Below are 21,702 nucleotides of genomic sequence, written 5' to 3'. Positions count from 1 at the left end.
CCGCTAGAGAAATCCGATGGCAGTCGGCAAGAGATAGAGGAACAGGAGCATGATGAGAGCCATGGCTACTGTATAGAATAAAGTTTTTGATGCTTATGATATCGAAAATTTTATTGTTGGAAGTAGAAAACAAAGAAAGGACGCGTCTCGAAATTAATCCTCGAATAAAACGAGAGTCGCCAGTTCTGAAAAATCATGTTATAATTTTTAGGAAAACAATCATTTCGAGCGATTCGCAAAAAGGAATTTCGTTAGTATCTAAATATGGATTATATCTGCCTAGTAGAAAAGGGTTGGATAATTATGTAAGAAGGGTTTTGAGATATTACGTAAGAAAGAGGGGATGAGCTATATGAGAAAAACAGAGGAAGTACCGGCATATCATGAAATGATGCAGGAATTGTTTCAGGCCATAAAAGAATTAGGGGGGTCGGGAACGATACAAGAGATTGATGATAAAACGATTGAAATATTAGGTTTATCTCCAGAAGTATTAACAATTATGCATGGTGATACCAGTAAATCAGAAGTCGAATATAGGTTGGCGTGGACAAGAACATATATGAAAAAGGTTGGAATTTTAGAGAATTCTGCACGTGGAGTATGGGCGCTAACTACGGTAGGCCGTGAATTACAGGAAATAAATTCGGATGAAATTGTTAAAAAGGTTCGTGAAATGACCTTATTAAAGATGAAAGATACGAAAGAGATAAGTCTTGAGGATCATAATTTAGAAAATGACGGCGTTGATACACCAGATGAAATCCAGACATGGCGCGAAAAACTCAAAAATGTATTAAAAAATTTAAAACCGGATGCATTTGAACGTTTAACACAACGATTATTAAGAGAGTCTGGATTTACACAAGTAAAAGTTACGGGAAAGACTGGGGATGGTGGAATTGATGGAATGGGAATAATAAAATTGAATGGAATAATTAGCTTCCATATGCTTTTTCAGTGTAAAAGATATACAGGAAGTGTGTCTGCTGGTGAAATTCGGGATTTTAGAGGAGCTATGCAGGGAAGGGCTGATAAAGGCCTGTTTATTACAACCGGTAAGTTTTCTGCGCCTGCAATTGAAGAGGCCAATAGACCTGGAGCTACTCCGATTGATTTAGTTGATGGGGATGAATTGGTAGACAAGTTGAGAGAATTACAGTTAGGAGTTGCCCCGGTCAATGACTATGTAATTGATGATGCTTGGTTTTTATCAATTTAGGCCCCGGATTTACTGGTACATCATTTACATAGACAGTATTTATCAACTGGATAGCATCAAGCATTTAATCATAAGCGATATAAAAGGGTAAATATATGAAAAACATACAAAAAAACACAATCCCCAAACACAGAAAACTCCATCTGATATTCAGATTCCTCCAGGGCTCCAAACTCTATTTTGCCGCCGCCGTAGCCGCATCCCTGGTATCAACCATATTAAATGCCCTGACACCGCAGATTTTTCGCTTCAGCATTGATGAGGTGCTCAGTGGAAGCAGCGGAACCATCAGTAGCAGCGGAACCAGCGGAAGTTACCTATCCAGCCACCTCTGGGTTCTGGCGCTGATGATTGTGGCGGTGGCAATCGCCTCCGGTATTTTTACCTACATCAGCCGTACCAATACAGCCAGGGCAGGGGAGAATTTTGCTAAAAATTTGCGGGATACATTATTTATCCATGTGCAGAAGCTTCCCATAAGATGGCATGACAGGAACCAGACAGGGGATATTATCCAGCGGTGTACTTCTGATGTGGAGGTGATACGCGGATTTGTGGTTACCCAGCTTCTGGAGGTGTTCCGCACGGCCTTTCTTGTGCTTACGTCTTTTGTCATGATGCTTTCCATGAATGTAAAGCTTTCCTGCATCGTTCTCCTGTTCGTGCCGGTTGTTGTGGTGTACTCCACTGTGTTTTACCGGCTGATAGCCAAGCGGTTTACCACTGCGGACGAGGCAGAGGGAGAACTTTCCACGGTCGTGCAGGAGAATGCAACAGGAGTGCGCGTGGTGCGGGCATTCGGACGGGAACAATTTGAGATGGAGCGGTTTGACAAGAAGAATAATGCCTTTGCCAAGCTGTGGATTCGTCTGGGGACGTTATCAGGACTGTATTGGGGGATTGGGGATCTGATAACGGGGCTGCAGGTGATTGCGGTTATTATTTTCGGAGTGGTGGAAGCTGTGAATGGTTCCATATCGGTTGGTGAATTTGTGGCGTTTGCGGCTTACAATTCAACGCTGGTGTGGCCAATCCGCGGCCTTGGGCGTATTCTCTCTGATATGAGCAAGGCTGGCGTTTCGTTTGAACGTGTGGATTATATCATACGCTCCCAGGAAGAAGCCTATGGAAAGACAGATGAAAAAGGAGGGAAGGAACGCGAACATTCCAGTGGAAAGTATGATATCTCCTTCCAGCATGTATCCTTCGGATATGAGGAAGGAAAGGATGTGCTCCGGGATATTTCATTTACAGTTCCGGAAGGCAGCACCTTTGGGATTCTGGGCGGAACGGGCAGCGGGAAGTCTACGGTAATACAGCTTCTTTCACGGCTCTATGAGCTGGAGGAAAACAGGGGAAGTATCTGTATTGGCGGCAGAGTTGTTAAGGAAATCCCTATTGAGGAGCTCAGGAGAAATATAGGAATGGTATTGCAGGAACCCTTTTTGTATTCCAGGACAATCCGGGAAAATATAGCGGCTTCCGTACCAGGCGCGTCTCTGGAGGAGATTCGGTACGCGGCTCAGATTGCGTGTATTGACGACGCCATTATGAGTTTTCCGGATGGATATGACACTCTTGTGGGGGAACGGGGAGTTACTTTGTCGGGAGGGCAGAAGCAGAGGATTGCTATTGCCAGAATGCTGCTTCGGAAAGCTCCCATTATGGTGTTTGACGATTCCTTATCAGCAGTGGATTCCCAGACAGATTACCGCATCCGCTGCGCGCTGAAGGAACATATGAGGGAGGCTACGGTTATTCTGATATCCCACAGAGTGACATCTCTTATGGGCGCGGATGAAATCCTGGTACTGAATCAGGGAAAAATAGAAGAACGCGGAACCCACGGGGAACTGATACGGAGAAATGGAATCTATCGCAGGATTTATGAAATACAGATGAGCCGTGATGATAGAGACCTGATGGGACAGGATGAAAAGGATAAAAAGAATAAAAAGGATAAGAAGAGTAAAGAGAATAATAAGATAGAGGATAAGATGGATGGGGGGATAATCAATGGCAGCATATGAAGAACAGGAGTATAACAATCCCTTCAGCTTCCGCATATGGATGAAGCTGTTTCCGTTTTTCAAGCCGTATAAGAAGTTTTTCGCAATTACGCTGGGTCTTAATATTCTGCTTGCGGGAGTGGATATCCTTGTGCCTCTGTTCCAGAGCTATGCCATTGACACATTCATTATCCCGGACCGTTTGGATGGGCTTGGAGTATTTACCCTGGTTTATATTTCTGTTATTGTGGCCCAGACTGTCTGCGTGTATGTGTCGGTTCACGCGGCTACATCCATAGAGATGAATGTGGGAAAGGATTTAAAGAGAGCGCAGTTTAAACATTTGCAGACCTTGTCGTTTTCCTACTATAATACGACTCCGGTGGGATATATCCACGCCCGGGTGATGAGTGATACTCTGAGGATTGCGGGGATGATAGCCTGGGGCCTGGTGGATATGTTCTGGGCCCTGATTTATGTGGTCAGTGTGTTTGTGATTATGTTTATGCTGAACGCGCAGCTGGCATTTATCATCACCATGATTGTTCCGTGTATTGCCCTTTTGACCGTGTATTTCCAGAATCGGATTCTGAAATGGAACCGGAAGGTGAGGCGAATCAATTCCCAGATTACCAGCGCTTACAATGAAGGCATTACCGGGGTTAAGACGTCAAAGAGTATGGTCATTGAATCGGACAATGAAAAACGCTTCTTTGAAAAGACATCGGATATGCATCAGGCGGCGATCCGTTCGGCTAAGCTGAATGCGGTCTATATTCCGGCTATTTTGTTTTTCAGCTCTGTGGCTTCAGCTGTGGTGTTGGCAAAGGGCGGCTATATGGTCCAGGAAAATATCATTAAACTGGGGACGCTGTCTGTATTTATCTCGTATGCGGTTGTTATATTTGAACCCATACAGCAGCTTGCCAGGCTGCTGGCGGAGTTGATTTCCTGTCAGGCAAATATTGAGCGGGTGATGGATCTGCTGGAACAAAAGCCCAATGTGGTGGACAGAACCGATGTGCTCAGGAAGTACGGAGACGCATTTTCACCCAATAAGTGTAATTGGGAAAAAATCCAGGGAGACATTGTGTTTGAGGATGTTTCCTTTATGTACCCGGACGGGAAGGAATATGTGCTGGAACATTTTAACCTTCATGTGCCTGCCGGCATGAATGTTGCCATTGTGGGTGAGACAGGGGCGGGAAAGTCTACCCTTGTGAACCTGGTGGGGCGTTTCTTTGAACCGACAAAGGGAAGGATATTGATTGACGGCGTGGATTACCGGGAACGGTCGCAGCTGTGGCTTCACAGCCAGATTGGTTATGTGCTGCAAAATCCGCACCTGTTTTCGGGAACTGTGCGGGAAAATATAAGGTATGGCCGCCTGGATGCATCGGATGAGGAGATTGAAGAGGCGGCCAGGAATGTGTCTGCGGACATGGTTGTGGCGAAAATGGAAAAGGGGTATGACAGCGATGTGGGTGAAAGCGGAGGCCTGTTGTCCACAGGCGAGAAGCAGCTGATTTCGTTTGCGCGGGCGGTTCTGGCCAATCCTGCCATTTTCGTTCTGGACGAGGCCACCTCCTCCATTGATACCCAGACGGAAAAACTGATTCAGGATGCCACCAACCATCTGCTGAAGGGACATACTTCCTTTGTGATTGCACACCGTTTATCCACAATCCGTCAGGCTGATTTGATATTGGTTGTAAAGGACGGGAAAATCATAGAGCGGGGCAGTCATCCGGAACTGCTGGAGCAAAAGGGATATTATTATGAACTGTATTCCAGGCAGTTTGAGGAAGAGGAGGCTATGAAGGTGTTCGCAGGGGCAACGTTCGCGGGAGAAACAGATTGGGAATCAGTATGCCAGCCATAAATAAGGAGAAAAAATGAGACTTCAAGAAGCGTGTGTCCGGTTTAATAAATTAGCAGGTATCAGATTTGAGGAATTGTTCAGCCAGAACGATATGAACATGATTATCATTAATAAAGGGAAAACAGGCCAGCTTTTGGAGCTGGCCCTGGGAATGCATTTGTCCAGCACAAATCTGGATTTTGATGATGGGGAATTGAAAACTAACAAGTGTGATAATGCGGGTAATCCAAAGGAAACGGTTTTTATTACACAGATTAGCAGTGTGATCGATGAACTTATTCAGGAGCGCCCCTTTGAGGAAACGCATTTGTACGAAAAAATCAGCAATATTTTATATGTGCCGGTCTGTAAAGACGGCAGTCCCAAAGACTGGATGTTTTTGCCCAGCATCCATATCGATCTCAGTTCGCCCCGGTATGCGCAGCTTCGGGATATTTGGCGTTCAGATTACTACTCCATTTGCAGGCAGCTGAGGATGCACATAGAGACAAGCCCGGATAGGCGTATACATACATCCAACGGACAGCATATACAGGTGCGGAGCAAGGATTCAATGCCGTATCACCCTATTTATTCCGGAGTATATGGCCGTTATGTTTCAAATAAGAACCATGCGTTCTATTTCCGTAAGGAGTTTGTCTATGATATCCGCAGTATGAGCAGATAGGTATGGGTACCGGAACATTTGTCAGGAAGGCCGAATCCGGCCTTCTTCTGCCGGCCTTGCCGATTCCGGCTATTCACCGCCGGCCCGTTTTTTAATATACGTCTGATTTCACCCCACCTTTTATTCTGCTAACCGGCCCCCGCCGGTCAATACTCCACATGCATCACTATATTTTGTGGATAATCTCCATATGATTTTCCGAAAATGTTGATTCCGCCCACATGTTTTGCGTCCTTTTTAATTTCTATCTTAAAAGAGATATAGGGCTGGGCTGAAAGCGCAAGGGTATCAATGTTGATTTCTTCTGATTTCATCACCCCGTCTAAATAAGTTCCGCTCCCATCCACGCTGATTGTTTTTAAAAGACCGAATTGTGTGTTTCCGTCTGTCCACCAGATCGGTGTCAGTTTTCCGTGCCTTCCTCCAAAATCACCAGGAGAGGTATAGGTAAGAAGTTCCCTGTCATTGATGGAAAATGTAATGTCGGAGGGCCACACATTCCGGTATCCAGGTGCCTCGGAGCAGATTTCCAGGCTGAATGATACATAATTTGGATTTTTGCCGCTGATGAAATGGTTCGGGAAGCGGTATTCCACAAAACCCCTCTGGAACCAGATTAACTGTGCCGCGCTTCTGCCGGGTGAGTAAAAAGATTTTATATCATCGCAGGAATCAATGTAGGTTTCCTCGTTTACCATTCCGCAGGTCGGATGAATCCTGAAATCGTAATAATTCCCAATGGGCATATCCACGCTGAATGACCGCCGCTCCTTTTCCAGGGGAGAAGTGTTGATAGACAGAAACACATCCTCTGCCCTGGAACTGCATACTTTTTGGGAACCCCGGACGCCCGGAAGCATCTCTGTATTAATCAGATTGGCTTCTTCCAGCATATTCACATGAAATGCAGCCGATGAAACAGGAATCGTAAGCTCCTGCGCCAGTTCCACGATATTCATGGACTTATGTTTTAACAGCGCCAGCATCCGGATTCTGACTCTGGATGAAAGTGCCTTCCCAAGCCGTTCAAATAATTCATAATTCTCTTCCGAATCAATGTCAAGTACAATATGCCGGTCTATCTTTTCTTTTTCATTTGCTGATTGCCGATTCATAGATACCCCCCGCAGCTGACTTTTATGCATAGCCAATTTTACACATAGCTGACTTTTACACACATACAACTTCCTGCATAGCAAACCTTTTTCAGCCATACCCATTCAGAATGCTTTATTGTATTATTATATCGGGTGTAAAAGTAAAAAACAAGGAGATAGAATGTTAATTCTGCCATTTGTTACAGTAATACTGTATTAATAAAACCACACCAAAACATTAATTTTGGAAATATGCACAAATATTTTATTATTATACCCATAATATATTGACATTTTGTACAATAAGTGCTATTTTAAAGATACATTAAAACTGCAAGTAAAGATGTGAGGGTGCCATGACAAAATTTTATAAAAAAGGATATCCCAGACCACAGTTCGTGAGGGAATCATTTTTCTCCCTGAATGGAGAATGGAACTTCAGATTCGATCCCCGAAAGGAGGGAATCAAATGCGGATGGCAGAATGGATTTGAAGACCGTAAAATTATCGTCCCGTTTTCGTATGAAAGTCCGGCGGGCGGAATTGGGGTACAGGATGAATGCAATGTTGTCTGGTATTCCAGAAGCCAGTCATTTGAACTTCACGAAGGGAAAAGAATCCTTTTAAACTTTGAAGGATCGGATTACCGGACGGAGCTCTGGGTCAATGGAATTTATATGGGAGTTCACGAAGGCGGATATACCAGATTCACCTTTGATATTACCGAAGCACTTAAAAAAACGGGGAATCAGCTGGTCTGCCGCATTGAAGATACCTATTCAACCGTACAGCCCAGAGGAAAACAGCGGTGGCTTAAACAAAATTATGACTGCTGGTATACCCAGACAACGGGAATCTGGAAGGATGTATGGGCAGAAGAAACTGACAGCAGTTATTTAACAGCCCTTTATTTAACACCTCTCTATGACGAAAATTCCCTGGAAGTTGATTATGAACTGAATTTATGGAAGGACAGCTCTGATTCATTTGAAATTGAAACCATTATTACATTTGAGAATTTTACCATTTATTCCGGAAAAGATAAAGTCATAAAAAATGCGTTTTCCAAAAAAATCTCTCTTGTTAATGATGAAATCAAGTGGAAAGTACGATACTGGTGTCCTAAATCACCTAACCTCTATGATGTATGCATCAGAATTTATAAAAATGGGAAGGTAATTGATGAGGTTGGTTCCTATTTCGGTTTACGGAAAATATCCACTGATTCCGGCAGAGTAAAACTCAATAACATGGACTTTTATTTAAAGATGGTGCTGGACCAGGGCTACTGGGAATCGTCCCTGCTGACCCCGCCGGATGAAGAGGCGCTGATTCTGGATATTAAAAAAATACTGGAATATGGATACAACGGAGTGAGGAAACACCAAAAGATTGAAGACGAACGCTTCTACTACTGGGCTGATGTCTATGGTCTTACTGTCTGGTGCGAGGCGCCTTCGTTCTATGAATTTGACCGCAGGGCCATTGAATGTGTGACAAAAGAGTGGGTTGACATTGTAAAACAGCATTATAACCATCCGTCCATCATTACCTGGGTTCCATTTAATGAATCCTGGGGGATTCCAAGAATCCTATGTGATAAAAAACAGCAGGTTTTTACGGAAGCCATTTACTATCTGACGAAATCCCTGGACGCCACCCGGCCTGTCATCAGCAACGACGGATGGGAGCACACGAAATCCGATATCATAACACTTCATGATTATGCGGAATATGGGGAGGATCTTCTTAGCCACTGGACGGATTGGGAACAAAACCTGTCCAATACCCAATCCTTTAACGGGGAGCGCTATGTCTTTGCCGGCGGCTTCCGTTATGAGGGACAGCCTATTATTTTAAGTGAATTTGGCGGAATCGCTTTCTGTAAGGATGAAAAGGCGTGGGGATATGGGAACGCAGAAACATCAGAAGGCAGTTATCTGGAACGGCTGAATAGCCTGACAGACGCGATATATAGTATGGATTTTATCAGCGGATATTGTTACACACAGCTGACCGACGTAGAACAGGAACAAAACGGACACATGGATATGAACAGACGGGACAAAGTGGGTGCCGAAAAAATAAGAACCATTATACAAGGAGGAAGAAAATGAGAAAGAGATTATTAGCACTTGGACTGGCAGGAATCATGGCGGCGTCAGCTGCCTTAACCGGATGCTCCGGTTCCAATGGAGCGGCAGAAACAAAAAGTGAAGCAGCCCAGACAGAGGGATCTGAGGGCGGAAAAACAGTAATTACCTTTTGGAACGGTTTTACGGGTTCTGATAAGGACACCCTGGAAGCACTTGTTCAAAAGTACAATGATACCAATGATAAAAACATTGAAGTACAGATGAATATAATGCCCTGGGACAGCCTTTACCAGAAGCTCGCCACGGTACTTCCTGTAGGCGAGGGGCCTGATATCCTGGCATTTGCTCCGTAGCGCCTTGGCACGTATGCGGAACCGGGTGCCCTGGCGCCTGTTGACGATGCTTATGCAGATGGAATCATTGATGAATCAGTGGTGCCCGATGCGCTGAAGGACAATTTAAAGTGGAAGGGGACCTATTACGGCGTACCCATGAACTTTGCAACCCTTCTTTTATATTACAATAAAACAATCTTTACAGAAGCCGGATTAGACCCGGAAACGCCTCCTGCAACCTGGGATGAACTGGAGCAGTATGCAGAGCAGATTGTGGAGAAAACAGGAAAATACGGTTTTGACATGGCGGTTAAGGAGACAACCCCAATGTGGTGTATCATGCTGTGGGGAAATGGCGGAGATTTCATAAAAGATGGAAAAGCTGTTTTCAACAGTCCTGAAAATGTGGAAACCATCACCAGGTGGGCGGAAAATATCCGTGACAAGAAATTTGGTCCGGAGGTTTTAACCGGAGGTGAAATTGACAAGCTGTTTGAAAGCCAGAAGCTGGCCATGTACTTCTGCGGGCCATGGGCAACCACCGGATTTAAGAACGCAGGCATTGATTTTGGTGTTGCGCAGGCGCCAAAGGGACCAGAGCAGCAGGTTACACAGGCAAACGGTGTTGGCATGTTTTTAACTGCATCCAGTAAGAATAAAGAGGCGGTTTACGACTTTTTCAAATACTGGAATTCTGTTGACACACAGGTTGAGTGGTGCCTGGGAACAGGATTTCCGCCTGCAAGAACTGATATCGCGGACGATGCGCGTTTAAACGAAAATCCATATATCAAAGAATTTGCAAAACCGGCAAATGAGAGCCAGATGTATTTGCAGCAGTTAACTAACTTTGCAGATATTGAGAATCAGGCTATTACTCCTGCATTTGAAAAAATTCTTCTGCAGAACGCAGATGTAAAAGAATCCCTGGATGAAGCAAATGACATCATTCAGAGCATGCTGGAATAGGACCCTGTAGAGGAGAATGTAAATGATGAAAACTTCACTGGAAAGAAAGAGGGAAAGAGCCGGCCTTTATTTCGTTCTCCCCTCCATGACCATTTTTACCGTATTCGTATTTATTCCGCTGATTATCGCTTTTATATTCAGCTTTTTCAAATTCGACATGATGTTCCAGAATTTCCAGTTTCAAAAGCTGGGTAATTACGCAAAGCTGGCGGGTGATAAAAAGTTTTGGAATGCCCTTTTTAATACGGTTTATTACACCGCCTTCACGGTTCCCGTGCAAATCGGGCTGGCTCTTGTGACGGCGGTTGCGGTAAAAAGAAAGGGATGGCTGAACGGATTTTTTAAGTCTGTTTATTTTATTCCCGCCATCTGTTCCATGACCATTGTTTCCATCCTATGGAGTTTTCTGGTTAATCCGGACATCGGAATGTTCTGCTACTGGGCAAAACTCCTTGGTTTCAACCCAATCAATGTTTTGAGCAGTCCCACATGGGCCATGCCTACGGTCATTCTTGTCAGCGTATGGAAAAATTTTGGTTTTAATATGGTCATCCTTCTGGCAGGATTAAATGGAATTGATGAGTCCTATTATGAGGCCGCCAATATTGACGGCGCCACCGGATTCCAGAAATTCAGGGGAATCACCATCCCCATGCTGATGCCGACGTTAAGTTTTACGGTTGTGAACTGCATCATAGGCTCCTTCCAGGTATTCGACCAGGTATACATCATGACGAAGGGCGGACCTTTATTTAAGACACAGACACTGGTGCAGCTTATATACAGCATGGCTTTTGATTCGTTCAACATGGGCTACGCGTCCACCATTGCGGTTGCGCTGTTTATCATCACCTTTATTATATCAGTATTCACCTTTAAACATATGACAAAAGGTGAAGAAGATTTGGGCTGACAGGAGGAATACACATGACGCGGACAAATAACATTTACCGGAAAAATACCGGGAAGATCATTATAACCATCCTGCTTGCAGCCCTGGCCTTTATCGTTCTGTACCCGTTTATCTGGATGCTGGTCACATCATTTAAACCGGAAGCCGAGATTGTATCCTATCCGCCAAAGCTGTTTTCGGGAAGGTTCAGTCTGGATTCCTATATCAATATATGGAAGCGGGTTCCATTTTTAAAATACTACCGCAATACCATTATTTTCTCCACAGCAGTGACCGTTACATCACTGGTGTTTGACACCATGGCAGGTTATGCCTTTGCCAGAATGAATTTCCCCGGAAAAAACATTATGTTTCTTATGGTTATGGGAACCATGATGATTCCCTTCCAGGTAATCATGGTTCCGCTCTACATTGAAATTTTTAAATTTGGCCTTATCAATACGTATCCGGGACTGGTCCTTCCGCGGGCAACCAATGCCTTTGGTATTTTCATGATGCGCTCCTTCTTTATCTCCCTTCCCAAAGGGCTGGAAGAAGCCGGACGGATTGACGGCTGCACGGAATTCGGGATTTTTAGGAAAATCATGGTTCCGCTGTGCAAACCGGCCATTGTATCCCTGTTCATATTTCATTTTATGTATCAGTGGAACGACTTATTGTATCCGCTGCTCCTGACAACGGATGATAATATGAAAACCCTTCCCTCTGGTCTTGCCACCTTCATGGGAACCCATGTGGTTGAATACGGTATTATTATGGCGGGCGCGTGCCTGTCCCTTCTGCCAATCTTAATCGCTTACTTTATTGCGCAGAAGCAGTTTGTACAGGGAATCGCAATGACAGGTATGAAAGGATAAAACAAATGAAAGCGGAAATTACTATCAAAGAAGGAAATAAACGGCCTGTAAACCCTCTGATTTTCGGACACTTCATAGAATATATGAGAGACTGTATCGACGAAGGCATGTGGGCGCAGCTGTTAAAAAACAGGAGTTTTGAAATATCGGAGCACGTAAAAGACGGAGTTCCTGATTTCTGGCACCGGACAGGTGTAAAAGATGCCTTTCACTTTGAACAGGACTGGGACCACACTATTTCCCGGGAAGGCTGTTCTCTTAAGATAACAGACCGAAACCATTATGACGGGTATGCCGGAACCGCGCAGACCGGTTTATGTATCCAGAATGGAAGGTATGAAGGATATGTCTGGATGAAGTCTGAGCAGGAGGTTCCTGTTTCCATTGAAATTTACGATAAAGAAGGACGGGAATTTTTAAGCAAAACCATTTCTGTAAACGGGGAATGGAAAAAATACTGTTTTGATTTTCGATCCGCTGCAGTTACTTACACAGGAACAATGGAAATCCGCTTAAAAGCAGCGGGCACATTATGGGTGGATGGCTGTTCTCTCATGCCTTCTGATACGGTAGACGGAATATGGAGAGAAGTATTTGAACGGATAAAAAACATTTCCCCTGCTGTGATACGTTTTCCCGGCGGCTGTTTTGCCGACTGCTATCACTGGGAGGACGGTATCGGTGAGCGGGACACCCGTCCGGTCCGTAAAAATGAGCATTGGGGCGGATACGAGGATAACAGCTTTGGTATGGACGAATATATGGAGTTCTGCCGTAAAATCGGCTGTGAACCTATGATCTGCGTCAACTTTGGAAGCGGGACAGCGGAGGAAGCCGCAAATTGGGTGGAATACTGCAACGGCTTGGCCGACACGCCTTACGGCCGGTTAAGGGCTGCCCACGGCCATCCCGAACCCTGGAACATCAAATACTGGGATATCGGAAATGAAACCTTTGGTGATTGGGAAATAGGCCATCTGGATGCCTCCGGATATGCGGTCAAGTATCTATCCTTTTATGAAGCCATGAAGGAGAAGGATCCGACCATCACTTTCATGGTATGCGGCGGGGACGGAGACAGTATTTCCCAGGAATGGAACCGGAAGATTTCAGAAATCATCGGAGACAAAATGGATGTGGTATGTCTCCATATGTATTCACAGAAAGAGATACAGGGCGAGCATGACAGCAGGGACATCTACTACGCAACAGCTGGTTCCGTGAAAAAGTACGAAGGGATTTTAAACGACTCATGCGAGACCATACGCAAAAGCGGCAATCCGGCTGCCATGGCAGCAGTTACAGAGTATAATGTGGGAACCATTATTGACTCTTACCGGGAACAGACATTAGAGGCCGCTATTTTCAATGCCGGCATGCTCAATATGTTTTTAAGGAATACAGATAAGCTTGCCATGTGTAATTTGTCAGATTTGGTGAATGGATGGCCCGGAGGATGCATTGTAAGCAAGGACGGTCATGCATTTGGGACTGCAACGTACCATGTTATGTCCATGTATTCCGGAAGCCGTTTAAAAGAGGTTTTAGACATAGATGTTTTCTCGCCAACCTACAGTACGTCTGAGCAGATTGGAAATATAGAACCGCTTTCCGGTGTCCCCTACGTGGATGCGGCGGCCTGCCTTGACGAAAATGGAAATACGGTTATTTTTGCGCTGAACCGTTCCTGTGACCAGGAAGCGGTTCTTGAAATTAAATATGAAACTCCAAATAAAACCGTGAAAAAAGCAGAAATCACCACCATTACTTCGGAGAAAACTTCCGATATGAACACATTGCCGGATGAATCCATTGTACCGGCTGCCTGCATGATGCAGACACAGTCCGGCCGAATTACGCTGGCGAAACATTCTGTAAATAGAATCGTACTTCTGCCATAAGATATTCTCATATCACAGACATAGGCTGCACACGAAATGACTCAGACAGTTATTTTTCGTGGCAGCCTTTTGTATTCCTATACTGCGCAAAAGCAGGTAGAAGATTTTACGGTTCGTGATATACTGGAAATAATGGGTTGACAGGGACAGAATATTATGAGGCTGCGGGAAAAGGTATCTATATATAGTGTAAAATAACATTACACCAAGTGGAAGGTTTTAGAACAGGGGGGTTCTATGAGAGATGAGCAGGGAAATAATCTGTATTCAATTGGTAAGCTTGCCGATATTGTAGGGATTCCGGCAACAGCCCTCCGCTTTTATGATGAACAGGGTGTTTTGAAGCCTCAAATAAGGGATGATGAGACGGGATACCGCTATTATACGGAAGAGCAGGTCATGAAATGCATGTTTATATCCGAGATGAGACGCCTGGGTCTCACCGTAGCAGACATTAAGGCACTATGTGAAAAAAGCAGTCTCACATTTCAGCGTGAGGCACTGATTAATAGGATGGTTCTGCTTAACGATGAGCTGGACCATCTGCTTTTCAAAAAGGCATATCTGGAAGAATTGATGAGAAATGTGGATATGGGGTTAGGGTACTTTGAGAGCGCAAAGATTTGCAGGGAAAACCACATTCCTATCAAGATTAAGTATTACCCCGCGGCCTATGCTGTCACCATACCGGTTTACAGGTGTTTTTATGAGCAGGAGAAGTTTTCTACCACCCACAGGCTTCTCTATGATATATGTGAGCAAAAGCATCTGAGAATCTGCGGGCCTGCAACGTCCAGGTTTGAGGACCCTGGTATGGAACATTTAAAAAAACCTTTTTATAAATCCCAGTGGATATTACCTGTGGTAAAGCCGGAAGAGGACATGAAGGGTATTACCCTGTTTCCCGAAATGTGGTGTGTTTACACGTCCCATGTGGGCCCATACAGGAATATTTTGGAGCAGTATGAAAAACTGATGGATTATTGTGCGGAATACGGCCTGAAAATTTCAGGCAATCCCATAGAGGAATACATGATAAGCTGCGCCAATATATGCGGTTCTGAGAATTATATCACCAATGTGATGTTCCCTATTGAGCTGCCTGAATAAATGAATGATTTGATATATGGACCATTTAAAAAGAGAGCGTTTTCCGCTCTTTTTTTGTTTGAAAATTATCAGGTAAACCTTGACTTTACATCAACTTGAATCTCTATAATCAAATTTAGGAAAAACGCGTTTTCTTAATATTTTACAGGAGGAGGTTAGCAGATGAGTACTGATAAAAACCTGCGTCTGGATATGGAAATCGTCCATATAAAGGACATCCGGTTCGGCGCAAAAACAGAAGTCAGGTCCGGCATCCTGTTTATCAACAAACAGGAAATGGTTGAGGCAATCGCGGATCCTTTCTTCAGCTCCATTGACATTGATCTCGCAAGACCAGGTGAATCTGTGAGAATCATACCAGTTAAGGATGTGGTTGAGCCAAGGGTAAAGCTCGACGGCAAGGGAGCAGGTTCATCCTTCCCGGGCTTTGCAGGGGCCTATGAAGGCTGCGGAGAGGGACGGCTTAAGGTATTTAAAGGCTGTGCCATTGTTACTACAGGAACCATAGTTGGTGTGCAGGAGGGTGTGATTGATATGAAGGGAACCTGTGCGGACTATTGTTATTACTCTAAGCTGAACAACATTGTAGTCGTCGGAAATTGCCCGGATGGCACAGAACCCCATGCCCATGAAGCTGCCTGCAGGCTGCTGGGGCTCCATGCTGCCAATTATGTTGCAGAGGCTGCAATGGATGCTGATGCCGACGCATATGAGACTTATCAGCTTACCCCTGTGGACCCTGCCAGGAAACTGCCAAAGGCCGGGGTCATCTATATGGCTATGGCCCAGGGCCTGATTCATGATAACTACATATACGGGGTTAATGCGGGAAAAACAAATCCTGTCTACATGAATCCAAATGAGATCTTTGACGGTGCAATCGTAAATGGATGCTGCGTGATTGCCAGTGATAAAAATACCACATGGGACCACCAGAATAATCCCCTGTTAAAGGAGCTGTATAAGCACCATGGTGTGGATCTGGAATTTGCCGGCTGTATTGTAACACCCACCCATACGGTACTCCATGATAAGGAACGCAACAGTCACGCGGCTGTCAGAATGGCCAGGTCTCTTGGCTGGGATGTTGCAGCGGTAGTGGAAGAGGGAGCGGGAAATCCGGACGCGGATCTGATGATGATGATACGCAGTCTGGAAAAAGCAGGAATCAAAACCGTGGGCATGCTTTCCGCATGCTGTGGGGAAGAGGGCACTACAGACAGCACACCGGAGGCTGATGCCTGTATCAATACCGGGACAGATGCGGACTATATGCCCGTTCACCTGGAAAAGATGGATAGGATTATAGGAGATGCAAAACAGATTAGGGTACTTTCCGGCGGTTCTCTTGACGGTTACAATGCAGATGGCAGTGTTGATGTAAACATGGTCGCCATCATGTGTTCAATGAACCAGATGGGGATGACCAGGATGTACTCCGTGGTTCTGTAAGGAGGATAGGTGAGAATGAAGATTATTCATTATATAAATCAGTTCTATGCCCAGATTGGCGGAGAAGAGAAGGCTGATACACCTCTTTCGGTAAGAGAGAATGCCATGATTGGTCCGGGGGTGGCGCTTAAGGCAGCAATGGGGGATGAAGCTGAGATTGTGGCAACCATTGTATGCGGTGATAATTATTTTAATGAGAACCTTGACGAGGTCACGGCAGGCGTAGCAAAAGCCCTAGAGAATTATAAGCCGGACATAGTAATCGCAGGACCTGCCTTCAATGCGGGACGCTACGGAATGGCCTGCGGTAACATTCTTAAAATCTGCAGTCTGAAAGGCATACCGGCTTTTTCGGGAATGTACCCCGAAAATCCCGGTGCAGAAATGTTCCGTACATACGGTTTTATTACAAAAACCAGAAATTCTGCCGGGAGTATGAGGTCTGCGATAGCGGATATGACTGCCCTGATTAGGAAAGTCCTTACGGACCCCAGGTCCTTAGACCCCAAGGCCGACAACTATATCCAAAGGGGACAGAGAATCAACAAATTTTCCAATAAGACCGGCGCTGAAAGGTGTGTTGAAATGATGCTTAATAAGGTCAATGGAAGGCCCTACGAAACAGAACTGCCGATGCCTACATACAACAGAGTGCCTCCGGCGCCTGCCATTAAGGAGCTGTCCAAGGCTGTCATAGCCCTGGTAACAACTGGTGCTGTTGTGCCGGAGGGGAACCCGGACCATATTGAGACCGGTATTGCAACTAAGTTTGGAAAGTACTCATTTAGTAAGGATTACGGCGGTTTCCATATGCCCAGGCATCAGATGATACATGGAGGCTGCGATCCTGTATATGCCCAGGAAGATCCCAACCGAATGATTCCTGCCGACGTATTAAAGGATATGGAGGCAGAAGGAAAAATCGGTAAGCTCAGCGATACTCTCTTTGTTACTTCGGGAAATGGCTGCGCAACCAACAATGCAGTTGCCTTTGGACAGGCAATTGCTGCAGAGCTTAAGGCGATGAAGGTTGACGGTATTATTCTGACTTCTGCCTGAGGAACCTGTACTCGTTGCGGCGCAACGATTGTCAGGGAAACCGAAGCACAGGGAATTCCGGCAGTGCATGTATGTACTGTAACACCTATTTCCATCAATGTAGGCGCCAACAGGGTTGTGCCTGCCATGGCAATTCCGTATCCGACAGGAAATATTGAACTGGAAAAGGAGGATGAGAAGTTATTCCGCCGCCATATGCTTGATACAGCCGTGGAGGCGCTTGCAACTGAAATTACGGAACAGACAATCTTTTGAGAGGAAAAGGCAGTATGAACGTATTGGTAGTGACAAATAATCCGGAAGCCGGAGAGAGACTGGAAAAACTCGGCCTCTGTGTAGAGTTTACGGATGGGAATGCAAAAAGAAGCCTGCTCCATGCCAGGGACTTAATTATTAAAGGCTGGCATTTGGCTGCTGATCCCAGAGGCGGCTACAATAAAAGATATAATCCCTGCCATACGGTATTCTTGTGTGACGAGGCCATCAGCAATATGGGGGAGGATGTGCTGGTTCTGGAAAAACTGGCTCAGTTTCATGATTCGCCTTATCGCCCCGATGCCCTTTACACGGATTTGGAGCTTAAGGACTTTCAAATATTGGACATGTCGATTGCTCTGAGAACCACAGAGCATCTGAAGTGTTATATGGACGAATTATCATATAAGAAAGTGAGGAAAGTATGAATAAAAAGCTTAATATAGGCAGAGTCGTCACTATCGGCGGCGCATTCATCGCATTTGCTATTGGTTCTGGTTTCTCTACCGGTCAGGAAATTATGCAGTTTTTTGCGGCATATGGAACGGAAATAGTTCTTTGCGCTGTCGTTTTCTTTATAGGCAACCTTTACATGAACTATAATTTTCTGGAGGCGGGCCGCAAAGGCCAGTTTGAAAAAGGAAGCCAGGTTTTTAACTATTTCGGTGGAAAATACATAGGTCTGTTTTTTGACTGGTTCTCCGTCATCTTTTCCTTTGCATCTTATTTTGTCATGATTGCTGGCGCAGGAGCTACCCTGCAGCAGCAGTTTGGTATTCAGCCTGTTATTGGCGCTGTAATAATTGCTGCTCTTGCAGGACTAACGGTAATGCTGGGACTCAATAAACTGGTTGATATCATAGGAAAAATCGGTCCTGCAATTATTGTGCTGTGCCTTCTTGCAGGCCTTGTAGGCATTATCAACGGTAACCTCAGTTTCCAGGAAGCAGAGGTGCTGATTCCCGGCTCCGGAATTATAGCGGCTTCCGGAACATGGTGGGGTTCCATGATTTCCTACCTTGGATTTGGCATGCTGTGGTTTGCACCATTCCTGGCAGCCATTGGCAAGGAGGAGAGGAATCCCAAGGATGCCCAGTACGGTACTATCATGGGAGTTCTTGTCCTGACCCTGGCAGTTTTGATTGTAGGAAGCGCATTGATTAAGAATATAGATTTGGTTGGCGCTTCCCAGATTCCGCTTCTGCTGATTCTGCATCAGAGCAGTCCCTTCCTTGCAACCGTTTTCAGCGTGGTGATTTTTGCGGGAATCTATACCACAGCCTGTCCGCTTCTCTGGACACCGGTAAACCGCGTGGCTAAGGAAGGAACTAATACCTACAAGATTGCTGCCATTGTTCTGGCGGCTGCGGGCTGTGTTATCGGATTGGTAGCGCCTTATGCAGCCATTGTGAATTTCATCTATGCGGTCAACGGAAAGGTGGGTTTCCTGCTGGTGGCCCTGGTTATCATTAAAAACATCAGAGACGCTGCGGCCCGAAAGAATGCATGACCGTTAATGTTTGCCTTCTGTCTGCTGGCGGATTTATTACCGCCGGCAGAAGGGTATACTTTTGCGTATCCTTGGAGAACATAGAAGGGCAAATATTCGTTCATAAGGGGGTGATATCGTGGACAATCAAAACAACAGACCCAATAGGTTAATCAATGAGAAATCGCCCTATCTGCTGCAGCATGCGTACAATCCGGTGCAGTGGTTTCCGTGGGGAGAGGAGGCATTTGAGAAAGCAAGGCTGGAAAATAAGCCTGTTTTCTTATCTATTGGGTACAGCTGACCTGTCCCGGATGAAGTACGTGTCATTGGTGCCATGTGATGGAACGGGAATCATTTGAAAATGAGGTGATTGCGGAAATCCTGAACAGAGAATATGTCTGTGTTAAGGTGGACCGGGAGGAACGGCCGGATGTGGATTCTGTATATATGTCAGTGTGCCAGGCCATGAACGGACAGGGCGGATGGCCGCTGACTATCATAATGACGCCGGACTGCAGGCCCTTTTTTTCCGGTACCTATTTTCCTCCCAGGGCCCGTTATGGCAGGCCGGGTCTGGAAGAACTGCTGACAGCGGCAGCAGGACAGTGGAAGGTGAAAAAAGAAAAACTTCTGGACCAGGCAGGTCAGATAGAGAAATACCTAAAAAGCCAGGAACGGACAGAAAGGCAGGCCGAGCCGGAGCTTGGGGCGGTGCACCAGGCATTCAGGCAGTTGGCGGATTGTTTTGACAGTAAAAACGGCGGTTTTGGAAGTGCGCCCAAGTTTCCCGCGCCCCACAACCTGATATTTCTGATGGAGTATGGCGCAAGGGAGAAGCGGCCTGAGGCATTGGCCATGGCGGAGAAAACCCTGGTGCAGATGTACAGGGGCGGTATCTTTGACCACATTGGAGGCGGATTTTCCAGATATTCCACGGACGGGCAGTGGCTGGTGCCACACTTTGAGAAAATGCTCTACGACAACAGCCTGCTTGTCATGGCTTACATCAAAGCCTATGGAAGCACCGGGCGGAAGATGTATGGGTGTGTGGCGGAAAAGATTCTGGAATATGTCAGGCGGGAGCTTACAGATTCCCAGGGAGGCTTTTACTGCGGCCAGGACGCGGACAGCGATGGTGTGGAAGGAAAATACTATGTATTTACCCGGGAGGAGATAAGGGAGGTACTGGGAGAGAAAGCGGGCAGGGACTTTTGCCGGCAATATGGAATAACAGGGCATGGTAATTTTGAAGGCAGGAGCATACCCAACCTGCTGGAAAATGATAATTACGAGGAGATTTGTGAGGAACCGTGGGGCAATGGTGACCATGGCGGCAATATCTGTCATGGCTCCTGTGACACCATTGGAGGCAGAGAAAATGAGGAGTGCCGAAGACTGTATCAATACCGGATTGACCGCGCCAGGCTTCACAAGGACGACAAGATACTGGTTTCCTGGAACAGTTGGATGATTTGTGCATGCGCGATGGCAGGAGCAGTGCTGGGGGAAGAGCAGTATGTGGATATGGCTGTCAGGGCGGATGCATTTATAAAAAGCCATCTTGTCAAGGAGGGCCGTCTGATGGTGCGCTACCGTGACGGAGATGCAGCGGGAGAGGGAAAACTGGATGATTATGCCTGTTATAGTCTTGCGTTGCTGGAGCTGTACCGGGTGACGTTCCGGGTTGATTACCTGAAAAGGGCAGCTGCCTGGGCGGAGATAATGACGGAACAGTTCTTTGACCGGGAACGCGGGGGATTTTATCTGTATGCCAAGGACGGGGAACAGCTTATTGTGAGGACAAAGGAAACCTATGACGGTGCCATGCCGTCTGGGAATTCCGTGGCAGCTCAGGTGCTGTACCGGCTGACCCGGATTACCGGAGATGTCATATGGCAGAAGGTGCTGGAAAAACAGCTCTGTTACCTGGCAGGCGCTATGGACGGATATCCTTCCGGGCACAGCTATGGGCTTTTAACCATGATGGATGTGCTGTATCCCGCTAAGGAGCTGGTATGTACGCTGTCGTCTGGCTCTGACACGGAAAGGCGCAGGAAGCTGGCTGCTCAGCTTGCGAATCTGGCCGTAACCGCAGAAGGACTGACTGTGGTGATAAAAACAGAGGAAAATGCACGGGAAATGGAGCGTCTTATACCCTATACAAAAGATTATCCGGTGCCTGATACCGGTGAATTATTTTATCTCTGTGTGGGGCATGAATGTATGCAGCCGGTTCCGCAGCTTGAACAGCTGATTGAGAAACTTTAAGAGAGGACATGAGCCTTAAGAAAATGTCCGGGAATATTGAGATACATGTCATTGCTGGGGAAAAAATGCCAGGATATCTGGAATAAGCCGGGAGGCCCGATGGTCCTTCCGGCTTGCT

General features: G+C 45.9%; 17 protein-coding genes and 1 pseudogene. 17 read left to right on the top strand and 1 reads right to left on the bottom strand.

Annotated features, from left to right (window positions below; all coding sequences use genetic code 11):
• Positions 1 to 352 precede the first annotated feature (352 nt).
• The 4 genes from CGC65_RS25325 (at position 353) to CGC65_RS25310 (ending at position 5,780) form a co-directional block, all read left to right on the top strand.
• Entirely contained in the window at positions 353 to 1,222 is an 870-nt protein-coding gene (locus tag CGC65_RS25325) for a restriction endonuclease (protein ID WP_002565607.1), read from the top strand.
• A 95-nt stretch (positions 1,223 to 1,317) separates the two neighbouring features.
• Positions 1,318 to 3,252 carry an ABC transporter ATP-binding protein gene (locus CGC65_RS25320; RefSeq protein ID WP_002565606.1) on the top strand — a complete coding sequence of 645 codons (1,935 nt, stop codon included), beginning with the start codon at positions 1,318 to 1,320 and terminating at the stop codon, positions 3,250 to 3,252.
• Positions 3,239 to 5,113, top strand: coding sequence for an ABC transporter ATP-binding protein (locus tag CGC65_RS25315; RefSeq protein ID WP_002565605.1), 1,875 nt, complete (start codon positions 3,239 to 3,241; stop codon positions 5,111 to 5,113). The genes CGC65_RS25320 and CGC65_RS25315 overlap by 14 nt, the downstream gene beginning before the upstream one ends.
• 13 nt (positions 5,114 to 5,126) lie before the next feature.
• Positions 5,127 to 5,780: a MutH/Sau3AI family endonuclease gene (locus CGC65_RS25310; RefSeq protein WP_002565604.1), complete on the top strand. Its 654-nt coding sequence runs from the start codon at positions 5,127 to 5,129 to the stop codon at positions 5,778 to 5,780.
• A 146-nt stretch (positions 5,781 to 5,926) separates the two neighbouring features.
• Here the strand turns inward: CGC65_RS25310 and CGC65_RS25305 are convergent, their stop codons facing one another.
• On the bottom strand, positions 5,927 to 6,895 hold the full coding sequence (locus CGC65_RS25305) for an ArsR/SmtB family transcription factor (protein ID WP_002565603.1): 969 nt from the start codon (positions 6,893 to 6,895) through the stop codon (positions 5,927 to 5,929).
• 338 nt (positions 6,896 to 7,233) lie between these two features.
• On the opposite strand from CGC65_RS25305, the gene CGC65_RS25300 reads away from it, so the two are divergent.
• The 13 genes and pseudogenes from CGC65_RS25300 to CGC65_RS25245 all read left to right on the top strand — a co-directional run bounded on the left by CGC65_RS25300 (position 7,234) and on the right by CGC65_RS25245 (position 21,584).
• Positions 7,234 to 8,994 carry a glycoside hydrolase family 2 protein gene (locus CGC65_RS25300; protein WP_002565602.1) on the top strand — a complete coding sequence of 587 codons (1,761 nt, stop codon included), beginning with the start codon at positions 7,234 to 7,236 and terminating at the stop codon, positions 8,992 to 8,994.
• Positions 8,991 to 9,326 carry a type 2 periplasmic-binding domain-containing protein gene (locus CGC65_RS31955; RefSeq protein ID WP_002565601.1) on the top strand — a complete coding sequence of 112 codons (336 nt, stop codon included), beginning with the start codon at positions 8,991 to 8,993 and terminating at the stop codon, positions 9,324 to 9,326. The genes CGC65_RS25300 and CGC65_RS31955 overlap by 4 nt, the downstream gene beginning before the upstream one ends.
• Before the next feature lie 15 nt (positions 9,327 to 9,341).
• Positions 9,342 to 10,277, top strand: a pseudogene (locus tag CGC65_RS25295) (ABC transporter substrate-binding protein); the annotation flags it as partial.
• A 22-nt stretch (positions 10,278 to 10,299) separates the two neighbouring features.
• Positions 10,300 to 11,190 carry a carbohydrate ABC transporter permease gene (locus CGC65_RS25290; RefSeq protein ID WP_007035801.1) on the top strand — a complete coding sequence of 297 codons (891 nt, stop codon included), beginning with the start codon at positions 10,300 to 10,302 and terminating at the stop codon, positions 11,188 to 11,190.
• A 14-nt stretch (positions 11,191 to 11,204) separates the two neighbouring features.
• Positions 11,205 to 12,047, top strand: coding sequence for a carbohydrate ABC transporter permease (locus CGC65_RS25285; RefSeq protein WP_002565598.1), 843 nt, complete (start codon positions 11,205 to 11,207; stop codon positions 12,045 to 12,047).
• 5 nt (positions 12,048 to 12,052) lie between these two features.
• Positions 12,053 to 13,948 (top strand): alpha-L-arabinofuranosidase C-terminal domain-containing protein, encoded by a 1,896-nt coding sequence (locus CGC65_RS25280; RefSeq protein WP_002565597.1) that lies wholly within the window; start codon positions 12,053 to 12,055, stop codon positions 13,946 to 13,948.
• Between the two features lie 237 nt (positions 13,949 to 14,185).
• The gene (locus CGC65_RS25275) at positions 14,186 to 15,058 is read left to right on the top strand and encodes a MerR family transcriptional regulator (protein WP_002565596.1); all 873 of its coding nucleotides are present in this window, start codon (positions 14,186 to 14,188) and stop codon (positions 15,056 to 15,058) included.
• 162 nt (positions 15,059 to 15,220) lie between these two features.
• A complete protein-coding gene (locus CGC65_RS25270; protein ID WP_002565595.1) occupies positions 15,221 to 16,510 on the top strand; it encodes a glycine/sarcosine/betaine reductase component B subunit in 1,290 nt (429 codons plus the stop codon).
• Between the two features lie 15 nt (positions 16,511 to 16,525).
• On the top strand, positions 16,526 to 17,824 hold the full coding sequence (locus tag CGC65_RS25265; protein ID WP_080548674.1) for a glycine/betaine/sarcosine/D-proline family reductase selenoprotein B: 1,299 nt from the start codon (positions 16,526 to 16,528) through the stop codon (positions 17,822 to 17,824).
• Between the two features lie 14 nt (positions 17,825 to 17,838).
• Positions 17,839 to 18,252, top strand: a complete 414-nt coding sequence (locus CGC65_RS25260; RefSeq protein ID WP_002565593.1) for a hypothetical protein — start codon at positions 17,839 to 17,841, stop codon at positions 18,250 to 18,252.
• Positions 18,249 to 19,334, top strand: coding sequence for a YkvI family membrane protein (locus tag CGC65_RS25255; protein WP_002565592.1), 1,086 nt, complete (start codon positions 18,249 to 18,251; stop codon positions 19,332 to 19,334). Before CGC65_RS25260 ends, CGC65_RS25255 begins: the two co-directional genes overlap by 4 nt.
• A 118-nt stretch (positions 19,335 to 19,452) precedes the next feature.
• Complete coding sequence (locus tag CGC65_RS32150) at positions 19,453 to 19,617, top strand: DUF255 domain-containing protein (RefSeq protein ID WP_007035798.1); 165 nt, start codon at positions 19,453 to 19,455, stop codon at positions 19,615 to 19,617.
• Positions 19,618 to 19,655: 38 nt separating this feature from the next.
• The gene (locus CGC65_RS25245; RefSeq protein WP_002565591.1) at positions 19,656 to 21,584 is read left to right on the top strand and encodes a thioredoxin domain-containing protein; all 1,929 of its coding nucleotides are present in this window, start codon (positions 19,656 to 19,658) and stop codon (positions 21,582 to 21,584) included.
• Positions 21,585 to 21,702: the final 118 nt, after the last annotated feature.

Origin of the sequence: Enterocloster bolteae, from assembly GCF_002234575.2 — a bacterium.
Taxonomy (GTDB): Bacteria; Bacillota; Clostridia; order Lachnospirales; family Lachnospiraceae; genus Enterocloster; species Enterocloster bolteae.
This window is presented reverse-complemented; position numbering and strand designations above follow the sequence as displayed.

Excerpts from the sequence above, each read along its gene's own strand:
- CGC65_RS25300 (WP_002565602.1), top strand. The coding sequence starts at position 7,234 with ATGACAAAATTTTATAAAAAAGGATATCCCAGACCACAGTTCGTGAGG.
- CGC65_RS25245 (WP_002565591.1), top strand. The coding sequence starts at position 19,656 with ATGGAACGGGAATCATTTGAAAATGAGGTGATTGCGGAAATCCTGAAC.
- CGC65_RS25260 (WP_002565593.1), top strand. The coding sequence starts at position 17,839 with ATGAACGTATTGGTAGTGACAAATAATCCGGAAGCCGGAGAGAGACTG.
- CGC65_RS25280 (WP_002565597.1), top strand. The coding sequence starts at position 12,053 with ATGAAAGCGGAAATTACTATCAAAGAAGGAAATAAACGGCCTGTAAAC.
- CGC65_RS25290 (WP_007035801.1), top strand. The coding sequence starts at position 10,300 with ATGATGAAAACTTCACTGGAAAGAAAGAGGGAAAGAGCCGGCCTTTAT.
- CGC65_RS25310 (WP_002565604.1), top strand. The coding sequence starts at position 5,127 with ATGAGACTTCAAGAAGCGTGTGTCCGGTTTAATAAATTAGCAGGTATC.
- CGC65_RS25315 (WP_002565605.1), top strand. The coding sequence starts at position 3,239 with ATGGCAGCATATGAAGAACAGGAGTATAACAATCCCTTCAGCTTCCGC.
- CGC65_RS25275 (WP_002565596.1), top strand. The coding sequence starts at position 14,186 with ATGAGAGATGAGCAGGGAAATAATCTGTATTCAATTGGTAAGCTTGCC.
- CGC65_RS25305 (WP_002565603.1), bottom strand. The coding sequence starts at position 6,895 with ATGAATCGGCAATCAGCAAATGAAAAAGAAAAGATAGACCGGCATATT.
- CGC65_RS25255 (WP_002565592.1), top strand. The coding sequence starts at position 18,249 with ATGAATAAAAAGCTTAATATAGGCAGAGTCGTCACTATCGGCGGCGCA.
- CGC65_RS25320 (WP_002565606.1), top strand. The coding sequence starts at position 1,318 with ATGAAAAACATACAAAAAAACACAATCCCCAAACACAGAAAACTCCAT.
- CGC65_RS25325 (WP_002565607.1), top strand. The coding sequence starts at position 353 with ATGAGAAAAACAGAGGAAGTACCGGCATATCATGAAATGATGCAGGAA.
- CGC65_RS31955 (WP_002565601.1), top strand. The coding sequence starts at position 8,991 with ATGAGAAAGAGATTATTAGCACTTGGACTGGCAGGAATCATGGCGGCG.
- CGC65_RS25285 (WP_002565598.1), top strand. The coding sequence starts at position 11,205 with ATGACGCGGACAAATAACATTTACCGGAAAAATACCGGGAAGATCATT.
- CGC65_RS25270 (WP_002565595.1), top strand. The coding sequence starts at position 15,221 with ATGAGTACTGATAAAAACCTGCGTCTGGATATGGAAATCGTCCATATA.